A 21365-nucleotide genomic window follows, 5' to 3' on the forward strand; every position below is an offset into this window, starting at 1 on the left:
CCTCCCTCACCCGGCCTTGGCGACCAGCGACCAGTCGCCGGAATAGATCGGCTGGCGCCGCGCCATCCAGGCGTCGAGCCCCTCGCGCAGATCGGCCGTCGGCGCGACGCGGGCGAACTGCTCGCTCTCGATCAGCAGCCCTTCGGCGATGCTGGTGTTGATGCCGCGCGTCACCGCGGTGAGGATGCTCGCCGCCGCTAACGAAGAGTGCCGCAGGATGCGCGCCGCCAGCGCCTGCGCGGCCGGCAGCAGCTCCTCATGCGGCACCACCGCGTTGATCAGCCCCATATCGAGCGCCCGCTGCGGCGTGAATGGATCGCCGGTCAGGAGCAGCTCCAGCGCGCGCTTGCGGCCGGCGAGCCGCGGCAGGCGCTGCGTCCCGCCGAAGGTCGGCGGCATGCCGAGATTGATCTCCGGCTTGGCGAACATCGCCCGCTCGCTGGCGATGGCGAGCGGCACCGCCTCGGTGACCTCGCAGCCGCCGCCATAGGCGAGCCCGTTCACCGCCGCGATCACCGGCTTGCCGTAGGCTTCCAGACGCGCCGTCAGCTTTTGCCCGCGGCGGACGAAATCACGTACCGCCTGTTCCGGCCCGGCCGCGACGCTCCGCGAGAACTCATGGATGTCGCCGCCGGCCGAGAAGGCGCGCTCGCCGGCGCCGGTCAGGATCACCGCGCGGATGGAGGGGTCGACCTCGATCGCGTCGAGCAGTTCGAGCAGGCGGTCGATCAGCCCGTAGCTCAACGCGTTGAGCTTGCCTGGGCGGTTCAGCGTCAGCGTCGCGATCGCCTCGCGCTGTTGAATCAGGACGGGATCGTTATCGGCCATGGCCTTGGCTTTCTTCCGGTTTCAGGTGTCGGAAGGCTGCGCTTCAGGCTTGACGATGTATACTACCTGTACGGTATACATGAGCGATGGCCGAACCCGACAAGCCGACGCGCACCCGCATCATCGAGGCCGCCAGCAAGCTGTTCTATGGCGAGGGCATCCGCGCCGTCAGCGTCGACGCGGTCGCGGAGAAGGCGGGCGTCACCAAGCGCACGCTCTACTATCATTTCGAGAGCAAGGACGAGCTCGTCGCCGCCTATCTCGATGCGCGCGACCAGCCCAATCTCAAGCTGATGGCCGGCTGGTTCGACAAGGCCGAAGGCGGCCTGCCGCGGAAGGTCGAGGCGATCTTCCAGAACCTCGCGCGCTCGGCCCGGCATCCACGCTGGAAGGGCTGTGGCTTCCTGCGCACCGCCGCTGAGCTCGTCAACCTGCCAGGCCACCCCGCGATCAGGATCGGCGCACGCCACAAGGCCGGCTTCGAACGCTGGCTCGCCGGCGCCTGCGCCGATCACGGCGTTACCGCCCCGGACGAGTTGGCCCGGCAGGTCGTTCTGCTGATGGACGGTGCCTTCTCGGTCATGCTCGTCCACCGCGATCCGGCCTATGTCGAGGCTGCCGGCCGCGCGGCCGCGACGCTGGCTGCCGGTGCGTGCCGGAACAGCCCCGTTTGATCGCCGCCCGGCCGCCTTCTATCCTGCGCCGATGATGCGCAGGCCCGTCCTCGCCTACACGCTGCTGCTGCTCGCGCAGACCGCCTGCGCGCTGGTAATCCTCTTTCACATCCACATCGCCTTCCGCGTCCTGGTCGAGCGGATCGGCCAGCAGCAGACGCTGCCGACCGAGATTCTGGCGCAGGTCTGCGTGGCGGCGCTGCTGGGTCAGTGCTGCTACTGGACCCGTCTGTACTGGCTCCCGGTACCGCAAGGCTTCCACAGCCTGCCCCTGGGACATGTCCTGGCTTTCGCCGCCCGCCTCGGTGCGATCGTCGGCGGCGCGCTGGCCTCGATCTATTTCCTGCGCCATCTGCCGGAGCTGACGAAGCTCGACGATAGTTTCACCCTGGCCTGGCGCTCCGGCCTGCTCCTCGCGATCGTCTTCGCGATCTATTGCTACACGCTGGAGCTGGAACGGCTCGCCGCCGCCTGGCAGGCCGAGCCGGCGGAGGAGGACGCCCCTCTTCCGGCGCCGCAGGTCAGCCTGTCAGGCACGCCGGCGCAGCCTGAAGCCACGCAGGCGCTCCCGCACCGCCCGCACTAGCACCACCGCCCGCTGCCAGGCCGCACTCGCCTTGATCCGCCCGATCACCACCTGCCGGATCGCATCGATCCAGCCCATGATCCGCGCGAACCAGGGGATGGTGAGGAGCTGCGCCCGCCCGGCATGATAGACGCGCTCGACCAGGAGGAAGCCGGCGAGATGGCCGATCGCCGTCGTGACGATGCCGGCCATGAACGCCCCGCGCGCCAGGAACAGCAAGCCGAGCAGCTTCAGCGGCTCGACGATGGCGAAGGGAATCGCCAGCGCGACCAGCGCGCCATAGGGCGGCAGCCGCCCGATCGCCGCTTCCAGCCGCGCCACCAGCCTGAGCGAGGCGAACCAGGCGATCAGCGGCCGGTAGAGCGGCCGCACCAATTCGTCGAGCAGGATGACGAGGCCGACGACGAGATCGAGCGGGATCAGGAGGAGCTTGATCAGGGCCTTGCGCATCACGCCGCAGTCTCCGACAGCAAGCTGCTTTCACGCTGTCCTAGCACAACCGGCGCGCACCGAAACGAGAACAAAAAAAGAACTTGCGAGCGAGAACAAACCATGACCATAGTCGATTCCATGGCGCGGATTGAGATGTGGTCGCGCCCCTGCCATAAGGAGCGCACGTCGTGAATCAGGCGAATCTCAAGCTCGTGGAAGGCTCCTCGATGGACAAGGCCAAGGCGCTCGACGCCGCGCTCTCGCAGATCGAACGCGCCTTCGGCAAGGGCTCGATCATGCGCCTGGGCAAGAACCAGCAGGCGATCGAGATCGAGACGATTTCGACCGGCTCGCTCGGCCTCGACATCGCGCTCGGCGTCGGCGGCCTGCCCCGCGGCCGCGTCATCGAGATCTACGGGCCTGAATCCTCCGGCAAGACCACGCTCGCGCTCCACACCATTGCTGAAGCGCAAAAGAAAGGCGGCGTCTGCGCCTTCGTCGATGCCGAGCACGCGCTCGATCCGGTCTACGCCCGCAAGCTTGGCGTCAATCTCGACGACCTCTTGATCTCGCAGCCCGACACCGGCGAGCAGGCGCTCGAGATCACCGACACGCTGGTCCGCTCCGGCGCGATCGACGTGCTCGTCATCGATTCGGTTGCGGCGCTGACACCCCGCGCCGAGATCGAGGGCGAGATGGGCGACGTCCAGCCCGGCCTGCAGGCGCGCCTGATGAGCCAGGCCCTGCGCAAGCTCACCGCCTCGATCTCCCGCTCCAATTGCATGGTCATCTTCATCAACCAGATCCGCATGAAGATCGGTGTGATGTACGGCAGCCCAGAGACCACCACCGGTGGCAATGCGTTGAAGTTCTACGCCTCGGTCCGCCTCGACATCCGCCGCGTCTCGACGCTGAAGGAGCGCGACGAGGCGACCGGCAACCAGGTCCGCGTCAAGGTCGTCAAGAACAAGGTCGCGCCGCCCTTCAAGCAGGTCGAGTTCGACATCATGTTCGGCGAGGGCATCTCGAAATCCGGCGAACTGATCGACCTCGGCGTCAAGGCCGGCATGGTCGAGAAGTCCGGCTCCTGGTTCTCCTTCGACAGCCAGCGCCTCGGCCAGGGCCGCGAGAATGCCAAGGCCTTCCTGAAGGCTAATCCCGACGTCGCCGCCAAGATCGAGACGACCATCCGCCAGAATTCCGGCCTGGTCGCCGAGCGCATCCTCGACAATGCCGACCCGACCGCCGAGGATCTCGACGAGGGCGAGGCCTGAGCCTTCAAACCGAGGTTCAGAGTGATTGAGTCGACGGGCGGCCTTCAGGTCGCCCGTTTCCGTTTTGCGGTCAGCGGCTTGCCGCAGCCGCGAACTATGCGGGCCGTTTCTGGACAGGCGCACATGGGCTGACTAGAACCACTGCGCCGGGCCTGCCGGCCCCACCAGAACAGAGCCAAGATTGCGATGAGCGGCGTCAACGAGATCAGGTCGACCTTCCTCGATTACTTCAAGGCGAACGGCCACGAGGTGGTGCCGTCGAGCCCGCTCGTGCCGCGCAACGACCCGACCTTGATGTTCGCCAATTCCGGCATGGTGCAGTTCAAGAACGTCTTCACCGGCCAGGAGAAGCGGCCCTATTCGCGCGCCACCACGGCGCAGAAATGCGTGCGCGCCGGCGGCAAGCACAACGACCTCGACAATGTCGGCTATACCGCCCGCCACCACACCTTCTTCGAGATGCTGGGGAACTTCTCCTTCGGCGACTATTTCAAGGAACAGGCGATCACCCATGCCTGGACCCTGGTCACCCGCGAATTCGGCCTGCCCAAGGACAAGCTGACCGTCACCGTCTACTCCGAGGACGACGAGGCGCATACGCTCTGGAAGAAGATCGCCGGCCTGCCGGATTCGCGCATCATCCGGATCGCGACCTCCGACAATTTCTGGCGCATGGGCGATGTCGGCCCATGCGGCCCCTGCTCCGAGATTTTCTACGACCATGGCGACCATATCCCCGGCGGCCCTCCGGGCTCGCCCGAGGAGGATGGCGATCGCTTCATCGAGATCTGGAACCTCGTGTTCATGCAATATGAAGAGGCTGCGGGTGGCATCAGGACCAACCTGCCTCGCCCCTCGATCGACACCGGCATGGGGCTGGAGCGCATCGCCGCCGTGCTCCAGGGCACGCATGACAACTATGCGATCGACCTGTTCGCGACGCTGATCCGCACCATCGCCGACCTCACTTCGGTGTCTTCCGAAGGGCCGATGAGCGCGAGCCACCGCGTCATCGCCGACCATCTGCGCTGCTCCGCCTTCCTGATCGCCGATGGCGTGCTGCCCTCGAACGAGGGCCGCGGCTATGTGCTGCGCCGGATCATGCGCCGCGGCATGCGCCATGCACAGCTGCTCGGCGCCAAGGACCCGCTGATGCACAAGCTGGTGCCGGCGCTGGTGCGCGAGATGGGCCAGGCCTATCCCGAGCTGATCCGGGCCGAGGCGCTGATCAGCGAGACGCTGAAGCTGGAGGAGAGCCGCTTCCGCACCACGCTGGCGCGCGGCCTGTCCATCCTCGACCAGGAAACGCTGGGCCTGAACTCCGGCGACAAGCTCAAGGGCGACGTCGCCTTCACGCTCTACGACACCTTTGGCTTCCCGCTCGACCTGACCCAGGACGCGCTACGCACCCGCGGCGTCGGCGTCGATATCGAGGGCTTCGACGCGGCGATGGCGCAGCAGAAGGCCAAGGCGCGCGCCGCCTGGGCCGGCACCGGCGAGGCCGCGACCGAGACGCTCTGGTTCCCGCTGCGCGAGCGCGTCGGAGCGACCGAGTTCCTCGGCTACGACACCGAGGGCGCCGAGGGCGTGGTCACCGCCCTGGTCAAGGACAATGCCGAGGTCACCTCGCTGAAGGAAGGCGAGAGCGGCACCGTCATCCTCAACCAGACGCCGTTCTACGGCGAATCCGGCGGCCAGGTCGGCGATACCGGCACGCTTGTCGGCAACGGCTTCAAGGCGCAGGTCCTCGACGTCCAGAAGAAGCTCGGCGACGTCTTCGCCCACCAGGTCAAGGTCGTCTCCGGCGCAATCGAGATCGGCAAGCCGGCCGAGCTGACCGTCGACCATGCCCGCCGCGGCGGCATCCGCGCCAACCATTCTGCGACCCATCTGCTGCACGAGGCGCTGCGGCGCGTGCTCGGCGACCATGTCGCACAGAAGGGCTCGCAGGTGGCAGCCGAGCGCCTGCGCTTCGACTTCAGCCATCCCAAGCCGATTTCGCGCGAGGAGCTGGCCAAGGTCGAGGAGATGGCGAACCGGCTGGTGCTGCAGAACGAGCCGATCACCACCAAGCTGATGTCGGTCGACGACGCGATCGCCTCCGGCGCCCGCGCGCTGTTCGGCGAGAAATACGGCGACGAGGTCCGCGTGGTGTCGATGGGCACGGATCGCGATGCCGATACGCCGAAGGCGTTTTCGGTCGAGCTCTGCGGCGGCACTCATGCCGGCCGCACCGGCGACATCGGCCTCGTCACCGTCCTGTCGGAAGCCGGCGTCGCGGCTGGCGTGCGCCGGCTCGAGGCGCTCACCGGCGAGGCGGCGCGGCGTCATCTGCGGCAGGAGAGCGTCGCGCTCGACGAGATGGCCGGGCTGCTGAAGGCGCCGATCGCCGAATTGCCGGCGCGCGTCGCGACACTGGTCGAGGAACGTCGCAAGCTCGAACGCGAGCTCAGCGAAGCGCGCAAGAAGCTCGCAATGGGCGGCGGCGGCGAGGCGAGCGACCCCATCCGCGAGGTCGCCGGCGCCAAGCTCCTCGCCCGCGCCGTCACCGGTGTCGAGATGAAGGACCTGAAGAGTCTGGCCGATGAGGCCAAGGCGCGGGTCGGCTCCGGCGTCGTCGCCATCGTCGGCGTCGCCGAGGACGGCAAGGCCGGCGTCGTCGTCGGCATCACGTCCGATTTGACCGAGCGCTTCGATGCGGTCGCTTTGGTGCGCGCCGCCTCCGAGGCACTGGGCGGCAAGGGTGGCGGTGGCCGTCGCGACATGGCCCAGGCCGGTGGTCCGGACGGTTCCCAGGCGCAGGCGGCGCTCGACGCCGTCGCCGCCGCGATGGGCTGACGCTCACATGACGCCCGCCCCGCAGCCTGGCATGAGCTGGCGGCGGCGGGCGCATCTGATCATCGACCGTGGCGCAGGCGACGATCTTTCGGCCAGGCTCGTCCATGGCGGGCTGGTCGCGCTGATCATCGTCAACGTCACGGCGCTGGTGCTGGAATCGGTACCGAGGCTCGCCACCGCCCATGACCGGCTGTTCCACGGCATCGAGCTGGTCTCGACCGTGTTGTTCACGCTCGAATATGCGGTCCGGCTCTGGGTCGCGCCCGAGCATGCGCGCTATCGCGGCATGAGTGGCTGGGCGGCGCGGCGCGCCTATGCCCTGTCGCCGCCGGCTCTGCTCGATTTCCTCGCCACCGTGCCGCTCTACGCGGCCCTGCTCGGCTATGGCGATCTCAAGATCCTGCTGCTCTTCCGGCTGGTGCGCTTCTTCAAGCTCGGGCGCTATTCGCCGGGCATGGCCTCGCTGGGGGCGGCGCTGCATGCCGAGCGCAAGGCGCTCGCCGCCTGCATCGTCATCCTGATCGGGGTCATGCTGCTCGCCGCCACGGCGATGCACTTCGTCGAGCACGACGTCCAGCCGGACAAGTTCGGCACCATCCCCGACGCGATGTGGTGGGCGATCGTGACGCTGACCACCGTCGGCTATGGCGATGCCTTCCCGGTGAGCCCCCTCGGCAAGGTCGTGGCATCATTCACCGCGGTGATGGGCCTCGTCATGCTGGCGCTGCCGGTCGGCATCATCGCCACCGCCTTCGCCCAGGAGATCCACCGGCGCGAATTCGTCGTCACCTGGAGCATGCTGGCGCGTGTGCCGCTGTTCAGCGGCCTCAACGCCGCCGAGATCGCCGAGATCATGCATGCACTGCGCGCCCGCACCGTTCGCAGCGGCGGCGTCGTGCTGCGCCCGCACGAGCCGGCGCATTCGCTTTATTTCGTCGCCAGCGGCGAGGTTGAGCTCGTAGCGGCCGATGGCAGCCGGCGGCTCGACGAAGGCGGCTATTTCGGCGAGCTCTGCCTGACCGAGCTCGCGGCCGCCGAGGGTGGCATCGCTGCGCGTGCCATCGTCGCGACCAAGCTCCTTGTCCTTGATCCTGCCGACTTTCGCCTGCTCATGCTGCGCCACCCGGAACTGGCCGCCCACCTCCATCGACTTGCAGCAGTATGATGCCGACCCGCCGCACCGCCCTCGTCCTGCTCCTTGGTGCAGGCAGCCCCGCCATGGCGCAGCAACCGCGCCCGCAGCGCCAGCCGCAAGGCCCGAATCTCTCGGCGCCGCGCACGCTGATGGCCGGCGCTATGGCGACCGCCTTCATCAGCCGCGCCCCGGCCAATGCCCGCCTCGCCATCAGCAGGCCGACCGATCCGCCCGAGGGCGCGATCGTCGCCTCCCCGCTCGGCCAAGCGACGGTGCTGTCGCTGCCCGCGCCGGGTGAGGTCGGCAGCTTCGAATGGCGCCTGCTCGGCGAGAGCGACGGCAAGCCGGTCATCCTGCTGCGCCAGCCGCTGGTGACGACGGCGCCAGCTGCGACCCTCGCCGCTCCCGCCCGCGTCGCGCGCGGCAACCCCTTGCCCGCGCGCGGCATCGGCCCCAATGGCGATCGCGACCGCGTCGTGCTGGTCAAGCCGGATGCGCCGCCGGACGCGCAGGGGCCGAGCTTCTTTCCAGCCGAGAATGTCGAGAGCACGCTGGAAGCCCCGGCCGAGCCCGGCAGCTACGAATTGCGCTACGTGATGGACGCGCCCCTCACCGGCCCGCGCGTGCTGGCGCGACGCGAGGTCGTGGTCGAATAGCGCTCAGTCGCGATCGGGATGCTGGCGCGAGCGATAGGCGGGCAGCTCGTCTGCGGGGATATCGTCCTCGGTCCGCGTGCCCTCCAGCCGGCAGAGCTCGTCGAACCAGGACGCCCTGCCCTCGACGCCATAGGCATGGCTCGGCGGAAACGCAGCCGGGTCGTCGAGACTGCCGACGGCAAGCGAGAGCGTGCCCATGCCGGGATAGCTGAAGCTCAGCGGCGTGCCGCAATCGCGGCAGAAGCCGCGCTCGGCGACCTCCGACGAGCGGAAGACCGAAGGCCGCCCGCGCGTCCAGACGACGTCGGCGATACGCGAGGAGGCGAAGGCGCCGAAATAATTACCCACCGCCTTCTGGCACATCCGGCAGAAGCAGACAGAGACCTTGTGCGGCGGCTTCAGCAGCCGATAGCGCACCGCGCCGCACTGGCAGCCGCCGGTGAGAGTCGTCACCTCGCTCATGTCAGCTCCCAATCCCGTGCGGGCGCAGCGATTATCCGCTCTCGCCTCACTCCCAGCTCAGCGCGCCGCCATTCTGATACTCGATCACCCGGGTCTCGAAGAAATTCTTCTCCTTCTTGAGGTCCATCGCCTCGCTCATCCACGGGAACGGGTTCTCGGTCTCGGCGAAGACGGGGGTCAGGCCGAGCTGGCCGCAGCGGCGGTTGGCGATGAAGTGCATGTACTGCTCGCAGAGCGCCGCGTTGAGACCGAGGAAGCCCCTCGGCATGGTGTCGCGGCCATAGGCGGCTTCGAGCTCGGCCGCATCGCGGATCATGCCGCGGACCTCGTCCTGGAAAGCCTTGGTCCAGAGATGCGGGTTCTCGATCTTGATCTGGTTGATCACGTCGATGCCGAAGTTCAGATGGATCGACTCGTCGCGCAGGATGTACTGGTACTGCTCGGCGATGCCGACCATCTTGTTGCGCCGGCCGAGCGAGAGGATCTGGGCGAAGCCGGTGTAGAACCACATGCCCTCGAAGATCACGTAGAAGGTGATCAGGTCGCGCAGCAGGGCCTGGTCGTTCTCGGGCGTCCCGGTCCGGAATTCGGGATCCTCGATGCTCTGGGTATGCTTCAGCGCCCAGGCCGCCTTGTCGGTAATCGAGGGCACCTCGCGGTACATGTTGAACAGTTCGCCCTCGTCGAGGCCGAGGCTCTCGACGATGTACTGGAAAGTGTGGGTGTGGATCGCCTCCTCGAAGGCCTGTCGGAGCAGATATTGCCGGCATTCGGGATTGGTCAGGTGGCGGTAGATCGCCAGCACGATGTTGTTGGCGACGAGGCTCTCGGACGCCGCGAAGAAGCCGAGATTGCGCTTGAGCATGCGCCGCTCGTCCTCGGTCAGCCCGTCCTTCGATTTCCACAGCGCGATATCGGCCTGCATCGAAACCTCGGTCGGCATCCAGTGGTTGTTGCAGCCGGAAAGATACTTCTCCCAGGCCCATTTGTACTTGAGCGGCAGGAGCTGGTTCACGTCGGCGCGGCAGTTGATCATCCGCTTCTCGTCGACGCTGACGCGCCCGCCCTTGCGGTCGATGTCGCCGAGGCCGGTAGCGTCTGAGGCGGGAGCGTTGGTCAGGATGGCGGGATTGGCCGGGGTCGCCGGCTTGGTGTCGGACCAGTCGAGCATGGGAAATTCCGTTCTGAAACTGAAGGGCGTCATGCTCGGGCTTGACCCGAGCATCTCATGCCGAAGGAGGCTCGGGAGCCTTTTCCTGATGGAGATTCTCGGGTCTGCGCTGCGCTTCGCCCGAGAATGACGGTGAGGAAAATGACGGCGGTCAGGCTTACTGGCACGCCTCGCAGGTGGGATCGTCGATCGAGCAGGCGTTGGGCACGGCCATGCCGTTCTCGAGCGGGATGTCGACGATGATCGGCGCGGCCGCGACCGGCACGGTCGCCGAGACCGCGTTGAGCTTTCCGTCCGTGCCTTTCAGCGTCGACTTCTCGACATGCGTCGCCGAGAGCGCGCGCAGGTAATAGGTCGTCTTCAAGCCGAGCCGCCAGGCCAGCCGATAGGCCTCGTCGAGCTTCCGGCCGGAGGGCTGCGCCATATAGAGATTGAGCGACTGGCCCTGGTCGATCCATTTCTGCCGGCGCGCAGCCGCCCTGATCAGCCACTCCGTCGGGATCTCGAAGGAGGTCGCGTAGAGCGCCTTGAGATCGTCGGGGACGCGGTCGATGCCGCTGACCTTGCCGTCATAGTATTTGAGGTCCGAGACCATCACCTCGTCCCAGAGGCCCCTCGCCTTCAGGTCATGCACGAGTCCGGCATTCACCACGGTGAAGTCGCCTGACATGTTGGCCTTGACGTAGAGCTGGCTGTAGGACGGCTCGATCGACTGCGAGACGCCGACGATGTTCGAGATCGTCGCGGTCGGCGCGATCGCCATCGTGTTCGAGTTGCGCATGCCGGTGGTCTTCACCCGCTCGCGCAGGCTCTCCCAGTCCAGCGTCGAAGAGCGGTCAAGCTCGACGTCGCCGTCGCGGGCCTCCGAGAGGATGTCGAGCGAGTCGATCGGCAGGATGCCCTTCGACCAGAGCGAGCCTTCGAAGCTCGGATAGCGGCCACGCTCGGCGGCGAGATCGACCGAGGCCGAGATCGCATGGAAGCTGATCGCCTCCATCGAGCTATCGGCGAAGGCGACCGCTTCCTCTGACGCCGCCGGCAGGCGCAGGCTCTGCAGCGCGTCCTGGAAGCCCATGATGCCGAGACCGACCGGACGGTGACGCAGGTTCGAGCGGCGCGCTTCCGGGATCGTGTAGAAATTGATGTCGACGACGTTATCGAGCATGCGCATCGCGGTCTTCACCGTGCGAGCGACCCGCGCCTGGTCGAGCCCTTCCGAAGTGACATGAGCGGCGAGGTTGACCGAGCCGAGATTGCAGACCGCGACCTCGTCGGCCGAGGTGTTGAGCGTGATCTCGGTGCAGAGGTTGGAGGAATGCACCACGCCGGCATGCTGCTGCGGCGAGCGCAGGTTGCAGGCGTCCTTGAAGGTGATCCAGGGATGCCCGGTCTCGAACAGCATGGTCAGCATGCGGCGCCAGAGATCGAGCGCCTTTACGCGCTTGCAGACCTTGATCTGGCCAGCGGCGGCCTTCGCCTCATAGGCCTCGTAGGCTGCCTTGAACGGCTTGCCGTAGAGGTCGTGCAGGTCCGGCACCTCGTCCGGCGAGAACAGCGTCCAGTCGGCGCCAGCCTCGACGCGCTGCATGAACAGGTCGGGAATCCAGTTCGCCGTGTTCATGTCATGGGTACGACGGCGGTCGTCGCCGGTGTTCTTGCGGAGATCGAGGAACTCCTCGATGTCGACATGCCAGGTCTCGAGATAGGCACAGACCGCGCCCTTGCGCTTGCCGCCCTGGTTGACCGCGATCGCCGTATCGTTGGCGACCTTGAGGAACGGCACGACGCCCTGGCTCTCGCCATTGGTGCCCTTGATATGCGCGCCCAAGCCCCGCACCGGCGTCCAGTCATTGCCGAGGCCGCCGGAGTACTTGGCGAGCAGCGCGTTGTCCTTCACCGCCTTGAAGATCCCATCGAGATCGTCGGCGACCGTCGTCAGGAAGCAGGACGAGAGCTGCGGCCGCAGCGTGCCCGAATTGAACAGGGTCGGGGTCGAGGCCATGAAGTCGAAGGAGGAGAGCAGGTCGTAGAACTCGATCGCCCTCGCCTCGCGGTCGATCTCGCGCAGGCTTAAGCCCATCGCGACGCGCATGAAGAAGGCCTGCGGCAGCTCGAAGCGGTTGCCTCGGACATGCAGGAAATAGCGGTCGTAGAGCGTCTGGAAGCCGAGATAGTCGAACTGCAGGTCACGCCCGGGCTTCAGGGCCGCGGCGATACGGGCGATGTCAAAGCGGCCGAGCTCGGGGTCGACCAGCTCGTTCTCGATGCCCACCTTCAGATAGGCCTCGAAATACTCGCCATAGCGGCCGGCCATCTCTTCCTGCGTCGCCTGCTCGGCACGCCCATGGACGAAGCTCAGCGCTTCGCGGCGAAGCTTGTCGAGCAGGAGGCGGGCCGAGACCTTGGCATAGCTGGGCTCGCTCTCGATCAGCGTGCGCGCGGCGAGGATCGGCGCGAGCGCCAGCTCGTCGAGCGAGATCCCATCATAGAGGTTGCGCTGAGCCTCGGCGAGGACGGGCTCAGCCGAGACGCCGTCGAGGTCGGCGCAGGCTTCGCGCACGACCTTGTCGAGGCGCGCGGCATCGAGCGGGACAAGTGCTCCGTCGGCCAGCTTCATCCGCAGCGCCGGCGCTACCGCGGCGGCCGGCTTCGCCTCGGCGACCACCTTTGCCCGCTCACGCGCCCGCTCCGCGCGATAAAGCACATAGGCGCGGGCGACCTTGTGGTGCTCGCCGCGCATCAGGGCGAGCTCGACCTGGTCCTGCACGTCCTCGATATGGAAGGTGCGACCGGTCGCGGCACGCCGCGTCAGCCCGGCGACGACCTGCTCCGTCAGCTCGGCAACGACATCATGGATACGGCGCGAGGCGGCGGCGCTTGAGCCCTCGACAGCGAGGAAGGCCTTGGTCAACGCGACCGCGATCTTCGAGGGATCGAACGGCGTCACCGCGCCGTTGCGGCGAATGATCTGATAGCCGGGCTCGCTCGTGACCGATTTTGGCGGCACCGCGGTAACCGGCAAGGCGGCCGTTGGCCGTTCGGCTTCGAGAGACAGAGACATCGGCATCAACCCCAAGATGTTGGGAGCAAAGGCCGAGCGGTTGCGTCGAGAAGGCGCGCGGCACCTAAAGGCCACGACCTGCCAAGCGCACCACCGGGACACCCCGCCCGTGGACGTAGAACTAGGGTCGCGGCAGGTCTCCTGGCTCCCGGATCATCGCTCGTGCCCGTCTTCCCAAGGCCTTGCGGCCTCAGTGACTTACATGGACGCGAACTCACCGCTGACAGTTGCGGGGGCAGCGCCGGTTTCTCACCGGCTTCCCTCTTAGCTCTCGATCTTGCGATTCGAGAGACCATCGACCACCAGATTTAGTAGCGCCCACTCAGGCGCTGTCAATTGGTCGTAAGTGACTTGTCACTCGCATGTGGAAAGCGAGGATCATCGACGCGATCGCGGCGATGGATGCCGACGTCATCTCGATCGAGACCTCGCGCTCGAAGATGGAGCTGCTGGAAGCCTTCCGCAGCTACCAATCCGAACGAGATCGGGCCTGGCGTCTACGACATCCACTCCCCGCGCGTGCCGGATGTCGCCGAGATGACTGATTTGCTGCGCTTGGCACGCCAGCGGCTGAAGGACGACCAGCTGTGGGTTAATCCGGACTGCGGTCTGAAAACTCGAAAGTGGGAGGAAGTTCGGCCCGCCCTAGTGAACATGGTCGAAGCGGCGCGCGCTGCGGGTCGGCTGAACCGCAGGACAGACGACGACGTGCGGATGGCAATTCTGTCACCCGCCATCATGTCCCTCCGACATAGCAAAAAAGCCCGGCCAATCTGGCCGGGCTTCGTCGTATCGGCGAGGAGTCTACCGCCTTACGCGGCCATCGCCTTGCGCAGGTTGTCGCTGACCTTGTCGAGGAAGCCGGTGGTCGAGAGGAACTTCTGGTCGGGGCCGACCAGCAGCGCCAGGTCCTTGGTCATGTCACCGGCCTCGACGGTGTCGACCGTGACCTTCTCGAGCAGCTGGGCGAACTTGGCGAGCTCGGCGTTATTGTCGAGCTTGGCACGGTGGCTGAGGCCGCGCGACCAGGCGAAGATCGAGGCGATCGAGTTGGTCGAGGTCTCCTTGCCCTTCTGGTGCTCGCGATAGTGGCGGGTCACCGTGCCGTGCGCGGCCTCGGCCTCGACGGTCTTGCCGTCCGGCGTCATCAGCACCGACGTCATCAGGCCGAGCGAGCCGAAGCCCTGCGCCACGGTGTCGGACTGCACGTCGCCATCGTAGTTCTTGCAGGCCCAGACATAGCCGCCCGACCACTTCATCGCCGACGCGACCATGTCGTCGATCAGGCGGTGCTCATAGGTGATGCCGAGCTTGTCGAACTCCGCCTTGAACTCGGCCTGGTAGATCTCCTCGAAGATATCCTTGAAGCGCCCATCATAGGTCTTGAGGATGGTGTTCTTGGTCGAGAGATAGACCGGATACTTGCGCAGCAGGCCGTAGTTGAGCGAAGCCCGGGCGAAATCGCGGATCGAGTCGTCGAGGTTGTACATCGCCATGGCGACGCCGGCGTCCGGAGCCTTGAAGACCTCCTTCTCGATGACGTTGCCGTCCTCGCCGACGAACTTGATCGAGAGCGTGCCCTTGCCGGGGAACTTGAAGTCGGTCGCGCGGTACTGGTCGCCATAGGCATGGCGGCCGATGACGATCGGCTGCGTCCAGCCCGGGACGAGGCGCGGCACGTTCTTGCAGATGATCGGCTCGCGGAAGATCACGCCGCCGAGGATGTTACGGATCGTGCCGTTCGGCGACTTCCACATCGACTTCAGATTGAATTCCTTCACGCGCCCTTCGTCGGGCGTGATCGTGGCGCACTTGACCGCAACGCCGTGCTTCCTGGTGGCGTTGGCGGCGTCGATCGTGACCTGATCGTCGGTCGCGTCGCGGTTCTGGACCGAGAGGTCGAAATAATCGAGCTCGAGGTCGAGATAGGGGAAGATCAGCTTGTCCTTGATGTGCTGCCAGATGATGCGGGTCATCTCGTCGCCGTCCATGTCGACGACCGGGTTGGCGACCTTGATCTTGCTCATGTGATACGACCCCTGCTCTGGCCAAACTGGAACGATTGCAGGCAACAGCTTGACGCCACTGCCGGCCCGCGCGCTTCCTAGCGGGTTCCGGCCGAAGGGGGAAGCCGGCCTTTTGGGCAAGGCGCGGCGGGTTGACCAATGGACCCCGCGCGCGGACGCAGGGCGCCCCGCCCGCCAACGCAGTTGGCAATGCTGCGAACCGATTTAGATTGGAGGCATGACAGCCTCCTCCTCTCGCTTCGCCCTCGTCACCGGCGGCACCCGCGGCATCGGCGCCGGTGCCGCGCTCGCGCTCGCTGAAGCCGGCTACCAGGTCCTCGCCACCGGCCTCACCGACGACGAGGTCGCGGCCACGCCCGCCCATGCCGCGATCCGCCATGCCCGGCTCGACGTCACCAAGGATGCGGAGGTCGCGGCAATCGTCGCTGCTTGCGAGCGCATCGATGCTCTCGTCAATTGCGCCGGCATGATCCAGCGCGGCGGCAAGGAGTTCGAGATCGAGGCCTTCCGGCTGACGATCGAGGTCAATCTCACCGGCTCGATGCGCATGTGTCTCGCCGCGAAGGAAAAGCTCGCTCTCGCCAAGGGCGCGATCGTCAACACCGCCTCGATGCTGACCTTCCACGGCTCGGCCTATGCGCCCGGCTATTCCGCCTCGAAAGGGGGCGTCGGCCAGTTGACCAAATCGCTCGCCGCCGCCTGGGCGCAGGACGGCATCCGCGTCAACGCGGTCGCGCCTGGCTGGATCGCGACAGAACTGACAAGGCCTCTCGTCGAGGATGCGGCCCGCTCCGCGCCGATCCTGGCGCGCACGCCGATGAACCGCTGGGGCGAGCCGGGCGATGTCGGCGGCGCCGTCCTGTTCCTGCTCTCGGACGCCGCCGGCTTCGTCACCGGCGCGATCCTGCCGGTCGACGGCGGTTATCTCGCCGTCTGAAAGACTGAGAAACATCAGCGACCTGGCGGCGTTTCCTGAATCGATCGCCAAGCCAGCTGAATCAAAACCTGACTCGGAGGAAATAGCGATGAACAAGGTCAGCCCGGTCCCCGTCCAGGTCAGCACCGAGGAGCGCTGGACCCCGTACCGCCATCCGCAGCCGAAGGACTCGCCGCCCGAGTTGATCGTCCCCAACGTCATCCCCGAGGACGAGCGCGTCTGGGTGCCGGTCGATGACAATGTCTGGTTCCGGCCTTTATGCCTCTCGGTGACGCGCGGCTACTGGATGAACCTGCTGCGCGTGCGCCGCGCCGGAGTGCTCTCGCGCCATCGCCATCCCCAGCCGGTTCATGGCTATGTGCTCCGGGGCAAGTGGCGCTACCTCGAACATGACTGGGTCGCGACGGAAGGGTCGTATGTCTACGAGGCGCCCGGCGAGACCCATACCCTGGTGGTCGACCCCGATGTCGAGGAGATGATCACCATGTTCCAGGTCAACGGCGCGATGATCTATGTCGACCCGGACGGCAAATGCCTCGGCTATGACGACGTCTTCACCCGGCTCGACAAATGCCGCGCCCACTATGCCACCAACGGGCTCGGGGCGGACTACGCCGATCAGTTCATCCGCTGATCAGCGCCCGAGCTTCGCCAGCTCCACCGCGGCGCGCAATTCGATATGGGCGAGCACCTCGTCGAGACGTGGATCGTCGGTCGCCTCGCGCCTGGCCGAGAGCATCGCCTTCAGCCGCTCGAGCTCTGCCGGCGAGACGCGCCCGGAGAGTAGAGCTGCCTTGAGCCGGTCGAGCCCGTCGAGCAGGTCGTGGCCGCGGCGGGCCTGGCGCCGCTTGCGCTCCTGCCCGTCCTCCTCGGACTGGACAGCAAGCAGCCCGTCGAGCGAGCCGGCATGGCTCACGGCCGCGCCCTGCGCCGACGCCGCGTTCTCGCGCGCCGGCAGGCGGAAGGTCGAACCACCAGTCGACGGACTACGACTTGTCGAGGTCGTCGAGGCGATAGGGCTGCGCTGGTCGATGCGGATCATCACGCTCTCGCAAGGTCGGCCAAAAAGGCGCTGCACGGACGCTGCCCACCCACATCCTTGTGCCGGCAACGTGGTTAACGAGTGGTAAATCACCCGGCAGGATTTGCCGGGGCGGCAGCTTTGCGCCGGCTGCCACTCCCTACAGGATCAGGCCACTCATCTCTAAAATCCTGATTAAAAAGCGTTTTCACTTTCTCCTGAATTGGCACGCTCTTCGCACTGGATGGGCGACAACAGATTCACCCGGTGCCAAATGCCTCGCCTCTTTCGCCTCCGCCACCTGCTGACGCCGCTCGCAGCCCTGCTGCTGGCCGGCGCTGCCATGGCGGCCGATCTTGCTCCGGCGGTTTCGCCGAGCCGTGGCGGCAACGGCGTCAGCAGCCACGCTCCGGCACGCAACGGCGCGGCCGAGGCTGGCGCCTCGCGAACCGCCTTCGCCGGCAGCGGCGGCATGGGAACCGCGCTCTCGCGCATCAAGGACCTGGCCTCGGTCGAGGGCGTGCGCAGCAACCAGATCCTCGGCTACGGCATCGTCGTCGGCCTCAACGGCACCGGCGACACGCTCAACAACGCCCCCTTCACCAAGCAGTCGCTGCAGGCGATGCTGGAACGCCTCGGCGTCAACACGCGCGGCGCCAGCATGCGCACCGCCAACGTCGCAGCGGTGATGATCACCGCCAATCTGCCGCCCTTCGCCGTCCAGGGCACACGGCTCGACGTCACCGTCTCGGCACTGGGTGACTCCAAGTCGCTGCAAGGCGGCACGTTGCTGGCGACTCCGCTGCTCGGTGCCGATGGCGAGGTCTATGCCGTCTCGCAGGGGCCCGTGGCGATCGCCGGCTTCTCGGCCGAGGCCGACGCCGCCAAGATCACCCGCGGTGTCCCGACCGTCGGCCGTATCGCCAATGGCGGCCTGATCGAGCGCGAGATCGATTTTGCCCTCAACAAGCTGAAGACGCTGCGCCTGTCGCTGCGCAATCCCGACCTCACCACGGCGCGCCGCATCGCCGCCGCGATCAACGACTTCCTCGGCGGCGACTCGGCCGAGCCGACCGACCCCTCGACCGTGGTGCTGCAGATTCCGCCCCGATTCCAGGGCAACATGATCCGGCTGCTCACCGACATCGAGCAGCTCCGGGTCGAGCCCGACCAGATCGCCCGCGTCGTCATCGACGAGCGCTCCGGCATCATCGTGATGGGCAAGGACGTCCGCGTCTCCACCGTCGCGGTCGCCCAGGGCAACCTGACCGTGACGATCTCCGAGGAGCCGCAGGTCAGCCAGCCGAACGAGTTTGGCCAGGGCCGGACGGTCGTCGTGCCGCGCAGCAACGTCAAGGTCGACACCGAGGGCACCAACAAGCTCGCCCTAGTCAAGGAGAGCGTGACCCTGCGCGAGCTGGTCGACGGGCTCAACGCCCTCGGCCTCGGCCCGCGCGACCTGCTTTCCATCCTGCAAGCCATCAAGGCAGCCGGCGCGCTGCAAGCCGACATCGAGGTGATGTAATGACTGCCATCCTCGCCGCCCCTGCCGCCAAGCTCGCCATCGGCGCCGCCGTCAATCTCGCTGGCGGCATCGCCGACGCGCTCAGCTCCTCGCAGAGCAAGGCGAAGAAGACGGCCGCCGATTTCGAGACCGTCTTCCTCGAGAACTTCACCCAGACCATGATGAACTCGAACGGGACCGAAGGCCCGCTCGGCGAGAATGGCGTTGGCGGCGATGTCTGGCGCTCCATGCTGACGCAGGAATACGCCAAGCAGTTGCAGCGGGCCGGCGGCGTCGGCCTCTCGGACCAGATCATGCGCGACCTGATCCAGGTCCAGGCTTCGGGAGCCGGCAATGTTTGACCGGATGCGCGTCGTCGACGAGCGCCCGCGCATCTCGAACGCCGTCGAGGCCGAAAGCCTGATCGAAACCATCCTGGAGACGCTCGGCGCCCTCTCCCATGTCGTCGGCGAGGAGACCGGGCTGGTCAAGGCCGGGCGCCTCAAGGACGCGATGGAGCGCGAGACGCGCAAGGCCGAGCTCGCCGGCAGCTATATGAAGGGTGTGGAGCAGGTCAAACTGAATGCGGTGGCGCTCGCTCGCTTCGCCCCGGAGAAGGTCAAGCGCCTGAAGAACGCCCACATCGCCTTCCAGGAGCTGATCGATCTCAACCAGACGGTGCTGGCGACGGCGCGGGCGATCTCGGAATCGATCATGCGCGACCTGGCGGCCGACGCCAACAAGCAGAACAGGGCGCCCGGCTACGGACCGACCGCGACCGTCGGCGCCGGAGTCTTCGCCCGGCCCAATGCCGGACCGCTGGTGGTCTCGAAGAGTCTGTGAGACTCGCAAACGTAAGAAGAGCCGCCCCAGCAACTGCGGCATGGTGAGATCAAGCGCTTGTCGCAGGCGAAGAACAACATGGTTAAGCTCGATCGAGACTCGATCGAGCGCGCATTAACTCTGTCCATGCGCAGAAAAAGCGCGAAATGCGCTGCAATTTACCAATTTCTCTAACGGCACATTTAACTCTCTGCCGCACATTCTCGCTCTTGGAAGAAGTCCGCCTTTGCGAGAGGAGTCCAGAATGGATTTCGGCGCGACACCCAAGACGTTCGCGACCGGTGCCGTCCAGGCGACGATTCGCACCGACATTTCCGTCCAGAACGGCGCGACCCCGGTCGAGCTCCCACCGGAGAAGACCGTCCGGTCGGTACCCGCCGGCGAGCCGGTCCAGCTCGACATCCGTGCCCGCGCCGAAGAGCGTCGCTCAGACGCGCAACGTCAGCAGAGCACGCAGGACGATAAGGCCCAGCAGCGTCGCTTCGACGAACAGCGTCGCCAGCAGGATCTGCGTGACGTGATCGAGCGGCGCCTCGATATCGATCCGAAGACGCGCAGTGTCATCTTGCGCAAGACCAACCGCGACACCGGCGAAGTGGTCGAGCAATTGCCAGACGAGACTCTGCTGAAAATGCGCGTCTGGTCACGCGAGATTCTTGAACGCAATCGCGAGGCGGAAGCGTCCCGCAGCCATGAGGTCGAGCGCCTCGCCTGAGCTCTGCCGCCCTCACTCACCTTTTGACGCCGCCGGCAACCACCGGCGGCGTTTTTCGTTCGGCCAGGCGAGCCAGGCCGCAGCGGCCTCGGCGTGGCAATATTTTACGCTCGTTAACTAGTTCCCGACTTCGCCCAAATTGCAGGCAATTCGCCGGCTCGGATTCACCGCTCGTTACGAAATCGGCCGCATCCTCCCTCGGTCGCGGCCAGAACGGTCGCGATGCCAGAAGGCACCATACCAGGAAGGTATCGAAATATGGCCGTTTCTCTCTCTGCCGGCGTCCGGAACAATCTCTCGACGCTGCAATCGACCGCCGCCCAGTCCTCGCAGATCCAGAACCGTCTCGCCACCGGCAAGAAGGTCAACTCCNTTCGCTGAATGATCGCTCGAGCCAGCTCACCGGCCTGCTCGACGGCATCTCGAACGGCATTCAGACCATCCAGGCTGCCTCCAAGGGCATCGACGGCATCACCAAGCTCGTCGGTTCGCTGCAGTCGACGATCAAGCAGGCCCAGGCCGATGCGGCTCAGAACCGCCCGACCAAGGCCGGCGGGGCTCTGGCGAACGCGGCGGAAGTCTCCGCCACCAGCAAGAGCCTGAAGGACATCGCCCTCGACAAGAAGATCGGCGGCGCGGATACGACTGCTGACGCTGCCACCGCCACCTCCGCCGGTGACATCGGCATCGACACGACGACCAACAACACGGCCGCCGTCTTCCTGAAGGCGGGCTCGACGACCTACACTGCGAGCTTCAGCGCCACCACCACGACAGTTCGCGATCTCGTCAACGAGATCAACAAGTCGGGCATCGCCACCGCCTTCGTCGACGAGAAGGGCCAGCTCAACGTCAAGGGCACTGGCTCGGAAGAACTCCAGTTCGGCTTCGGCGTCGGCACTGACGCGACAACCTCGCAGGCCGCCGCCGCTGCCTCCGGCACCAACAGCAACGCCAAGATCAATTTCCTGGCGACGGACAGCGTGGCGGGCACCGGCATCACGGGCCAGTCCATCACCTCGGCGACGCGCTCGAACCTGATCGACCAGTACAACGACCTGCGCACCAAGATCGACGATCTCGCCAAGGACGCCGGCTTCAACGGCATCAACCTGCTCGGCGGTGACCGTCTGTCGGTCGTCTTCAACGAGAAGNACCGGCAAGAACCAGACCAAGCTCGACGTCCAGGGCACCCAGCTGA

The 21365-nt window shown here is 66.3% G+C and carries 19 protein-coding genes, 1 pseudogene and 1 riboswitch; of the genes and pseudogenes, 13 read left to right on the top strand and 7 right to left on the bottom strand.

Annotation, left to right across the window (positions count from 1 at the left end; translation table 11 throughout):
• Positions 1 to 6: 6 nt before the first annotated feature.
• Positions 7 to 828, bottom strand: coding sequence for a crotonase/enoyl-CoA hydratase family protein (locus ASE66_RS06260; RefSeq protein ID WP_057188761.1), 822 nt, complete (start codon positions 826 to 828; stop codon positions 7 to 9).
• 86 nt (positions 829 to 914) lie between these two features.
• Here ASE66_RS06260 and ASE66_RS06265 point away from each other — a divergent pair, with 86 nt between their 5' ends.
• Positions 915 to 1502, top strand: coding sequence for a TetR/AcrR family transcriptional regulator (locus ASE66_RS06265; protein WP_057188762.1), 588 nt, complete (start codon positions 915 to 917; stop codon positions 1500 to 1502).
• 34 nt (positions 1503 to 1536) lie between these two features.
• Positions 1537 to 2088 carry a hypothetical protein gene (locus tag ASE66_RS06270; RefSeq protein WP_156412040.1) on the top strand — a complete coding sequence of 184 codons (552 nt, stop codon included), beginning with the start codon at positions 1537 to 1539 and terminating at the stop codon, positions 2086 to 2088.
• Here the strand turns inward: ASE66_RS06270 and ASE66_RS06275 are convergent.
• Entirely contained in the window at positions 2032 to 2541 is a 510-nt protein-coding gene (locus ASE66_RS06275; protein ID WP_162262454.1) for a hypothetical protein, read from the bottom strand. The two genes, ASE66_RS06270 and ASE66_RS06275, sit on opposite strands and share 57 nt — an antisense overlap.
• A gap of 167 nt (positions 2542 to 2708) precedes the next feature.
• Here ASE66_RS06275 and recA point away from each other — a divergent pair, with 167 nt between their 5' ends.
• The 4 genes from recA to ASE66_RS06295 all read left to right on the top strand — a co-directional run bounded on the left by recA (position 2709) and on the right by ASE66_RS06295 (position 8423).
• Positions 2709 to 3794, top strand: coding sequence for a recombinase RecA (gene recA / locus ASE66_RS06280; protein ID WP_057188765.1), 1086 nt, complete (start codon positions 2709 to 2711; stop codon positions 3792 to 3794).
• Between the two features lie 186 nt (positions 3795 to 3980).
• On the top strand, positions 3981 to 6632 hold the full coding sequence (gene alaS / locus ASE66_RS06285; protein ID WP_057188766.1) for an alanine--tRNA ligase: 2652 nt from the start codon (positions 3981 to 3983) through the stop codon (positions 6630 to 6632).
• Between the two features lie 7 nt (positions 6633 to 6639).
• Positions 6640 to 7797, top strand: a complete 1158-nt coding sequence (locus ASE66_RS06290; RefSeq protein WP_244494816.1) for a cyclic nucleotide-gated ion channel — start codon at positions 6640 to 6642, stop codon at positions 7795 to 7797.
• Positions 7797 to 8423: a hypothetical protein gene (locus tag ASE66_RS06295; protein WP_156412041.1), complete on the top strand. Its 627-nt coding sequence runs from the start codon at positions 7797 to 7799 to the stop codon at positions 8421 to 8423. Before ASE66_RS06290 ends, ASE66_RS06295 begins: the two co-directional genes overlap by 1 nt.
• Before the next feature lie 3 nt (positions 8424 to 8426).
• Here ASE66_RS06295 and ASE66_RS06300 read toward each other — a convergent pair whose 3' ends face one another.
• The 3 genes from ASE66_RS06300 to ASE66_RS06310 form a co-directional block, all read right to left on the bottom strand.
• Positions 8427 to 8876, bottom strand: a complete 450-nt coding sequence (locus ASE66_RS06300) for a GFA family protein (protein WP_057188779.1) — start codon at positions 8874 to 8876, stop codon at positions 8427 to 8429.
• A 55-nt stretch (positions 8877 to 8931) separates the two neighbouring features.
• Positions 8932 to 10056, bottom strand: a complete 1125-nt coding sequence (locus tag ASE66_RS06305) for a ribonucleotide-diphosphate reductase subunit beta (protein WP_082613249.1) — start codon at positions 10054 to 10056, stop codon at positions 8932 to 8934.
• 157 nt (positions 10057 to 10213) lie between these two features.
• Positions 10214 to 13117, bottom strand: a complete 2904-nt coding sequence (locus ASE66_RS06310) for a ribonucleoside-diphosphate reductase subunit alpha (RefSeq protein ID WP_057188769.1) — start codon at positions 13115 to 13117, stop codon at positions 10214 to 10216.
• Between the two features lie 113 nt (positions 13118 to 13230).
• A riboswitch (cobalamin riboswitch) is annotated at positions 13231 to 13429 on the bottom strand.
• 65 nt (positions 13430 to 13494) lie between these two features.
• Between ASE66_RS06310 and ASE66_RS31240 the strand changes: the two are divergent.
• Positions 13495 to 13789, top strand: a pseudogene (locus tag ASE66_RS31240) (5-methyltetrahydropteroyltriglutamate--homocysteine S-methyltransferase); the annotation flags it as partial.
• A 140-nt stretch (positions 13790 to 13929) separates the two neighbouring features.
• Here the strand turns inward: ASE66_RS31240 and ASE66_RS06320 are convergent.
• Positions 13930 to 15144, bottom strand: a complete 1215-nt coding sequence (locus ASE66_RS06320; protein WP_057188771.1) for an NADP-dependent isocitrate dehydrogenase — start codon at positions 15142 to 15144, stop codon at positions 13930 to 13932.
• A 217-nt stretch (positions 15145 to 15361) separates the two neighbouring features.
• On the opposite strand from ASE66_RS06320, the gene ASE66_RS06325 reads away from it, so the two are divergent.
• Both ASE66_RS06325 and ASE66_RS06330 read left to right on the top strand, forming a co-directional pair.
• Positions 15362 to 16081 carry an SDR family NAD(P)-dependent oxidoreductase gene (locus tag ASE66_RS06325; protein ID WP_057188772.1) on the top strand — a complete coding sequence of 240 codons (720 nt, stop codon included), beginning with the start codon at positions 15362 to 15364 and terminating at the stop codon, positions 16079 to 16081.
• A gap of 88 nt (positions 16082 to 16169) precedes the next feature.
• The gene (locus ASE66_RS06330) at positions 16170 to 16715 is read left to right on the top strand and encodes a 2,4'-dihydroxyacetophenone dioxygenase family protein (RefSeq protein ID WP_057188773.1); all 546 of its coding nucleotides are present in this window, start codon (positions 16170 to 16172) and stop codon (positions 16713 to 16715) included.
• On the opposite strand, the gene ASE66_RS06335 is transcribed toward ASE66_RS06330, so the two are convergent.
• Complete coding sequence (locus ASE66_RS06335) at positions 16716 to 17123, bottom strand: flagellar assembly protein FliX (protein WP_244494818.1); 408 nt, start codon at positions 17121 to 17123, stop codon at positions 16716 to 16718.
• 451 nt (positions 17124 to 17574) lie between these two features.
• Between ASE66_RS06335 and ASE66_RS06340 the strand changes: the two genes are divergently transcribed.
• The 4 genes from ASE66_RS06340 to ASE66_RS06355 all read left to right on the top strand — a co-directional run bounded on the left by ASE66_RS06340 (position 17575) and on the right by ASE66_RS06355 (position 20164).
• Positions 17575 to 18627 carry a flagellar basal body P-ring protein FlgI gene (locus tag ASE66_RS06340; protein ID WP_082613251.1) on the top strand — a complete coding sequence of 351 codons (1053 nt, stop codon included), beginning with the start codon at positions 17575 to 17577 and terminating at the stop codon, positions 18625 to 18627.
• Complete coding sequence (locus ASE66_RS06345) at positions 18627 to 18968, top strand: rod-binding protein (RefSeq protein WP_057188774.1); 342 nt, start codon at positions 18627 to 18629, stop codon at positions 18966 to 18968. Before ASE66_RS06340 ends, ASE66_RS06345 begins: the two co-directional genes overlap by 1 nt.
• Positions 18961 to 19449 (top strand): hypothetical protein, encoded by a 489-nt coding sequence (locus ASE66_RS06350; RefSeq protein ID WP_057188775.1) that lies wholly within the window; start codon positions 18961 to 18963, stop codon positions 19447 to 19449. Before ASE66_RS06345 ends, ASE66_RS06350 begins: the two co-directional genes overlap by 8 nt.
• A 244-nt stretch (positions 19450 to 19693) precedes the next feature.
• Positions 19694 to 20164, top strand: coding sequence for a hypothetical protein (locus ASE66_RS06355; protein ID WP_057188776.1), 471 nt, complete (start codon positions 19694 to 19696; stop codon positions 20162 to 20164).
• The last annotated feature ends 1201 nt before the right edge of the window (positions 20165 to 21365 follow it).

This window comes from Allobosea sp. Root483D1, assembly GCF_001429505.1.
Taxonomy (GTDB): domain Bacteria; phylum Pseudomonadota; class Alphaproteobacteria; order Rhizobiales; family Beijerinckiaceae; genus Allobosea.

Bases quoted from the DNA above. Each gene is read 5' to 3' on its own strand.
- ASE66_RS06260 (WP_057188761.1), bottom strand. From the start codon at position 828: ATGGCCGATAACGATCCCGTCCTGATTCAACAGCGCGAGGCGATCGCG.
- ASE66_RS06265 (WP_057188762.1), top strand. From the start codon at position 915: ATGGCCGAACCCGACAAGCCGACGCGCACCCGCATCATCGAGGCCGCC.
- ASE66_RS06270 (WP_156412040.1), top strand. From the start codon at position 1,537: ATGCGCAGGCCCGTCCTCGCCTACACGCTGCTGCTGCTCGCGCAGACC.
- alaS (WP_057188766.1), top strand. From the start codon at position 3,981: ATGAGCGGCGTCAACGAGATCAGGTCGACCTTCCTCGATTACTTCAAG.
- ASE66_RS06290 (WP_244494816.1), top strand. From the start codon at position 6,640: ATGACGCCCGCCCCGCAGCCTGGCATGAGCTGGCGGCGGCGGGCGCAT.
- ASE66_RS06295 (WP_156412041.1), top strand. From the start codon at position 7,797: ATGCCGACCCGCCGCACCGCCCTCGTCCTGCTCCTTGGTGCAGGCAGC.
- ASE66_RS06305 (WP_082613249.1), bottom strand. From the start codon at position 10,056: ATGCTCGACTGGTCCGACACCAAGCCGGCGACCCCGGCCAATCCCGCC.
- ASE66_RS06310 (WP_057188769.1), bottom strand. From the start codon at position 13,117: ATGTCTCTGTCTCTCGAAGCCGAACGGCCAACGGCCGCCTTGCCGGTT.
- ASE66_RS06320 (WP_057188771.1), bottom strand. From the start codon at position 15,144: ATGAGCAAGATCAAGGTCGCCAACCCGGTCGTCGACATGGACGGCGAC.
- ASE66_RS06325 (WP_057188772.1), top strand. From the start codon at position 15,362: ATGACAGCCTCCTCCTCTCGCTTCGCCCTCGTCACCGGCGGCACCCGC.
- ASE66_RS06330 (WP_057188773.1), top strand. From the start codon at position 16,170: ATGAACAAGGTCAGCCCGGTCCCCGTCCAGGTCAGCACCGAGGAGCGC.
- ASE66_RS06335 (WP_244494818.1), bottom strand. From the start codon at position 17,123: ATGATCCGCATCGACCAGCGCAGCCCTATCGCCTCGACGACCTCGACA.
- ASE66_RS06340 (WP_082613251.1), top strand. From the start codon at position 17,575: ATGGGAACCGCGCTCTCGCGCATCAAGGACCTGGCCTCGGTCGAGGGC.
- ASE66_RS06345 (WP_057188774.1), top strand. From the start codon at position 18,627: ATGACTGCCATCCTCGCCGCCCCTGCCGCCAAGCTCGCCATCGGCGCC.
- ASE66_RS06350 (WP_057188775.1), top strand. From the start codon at position 18,961: ATGTTTGACCGGATGCGCGTCGTCGACGAGCGCCCGCGCATCTCGAAC.
- ASE66_RS06355 (WP_057188776.1), top strand. From the start codon at position 19,694: ATGGATTTCGGCGCGACACCCAAGACGTTCGCGACCGGTGCCGTCCAG.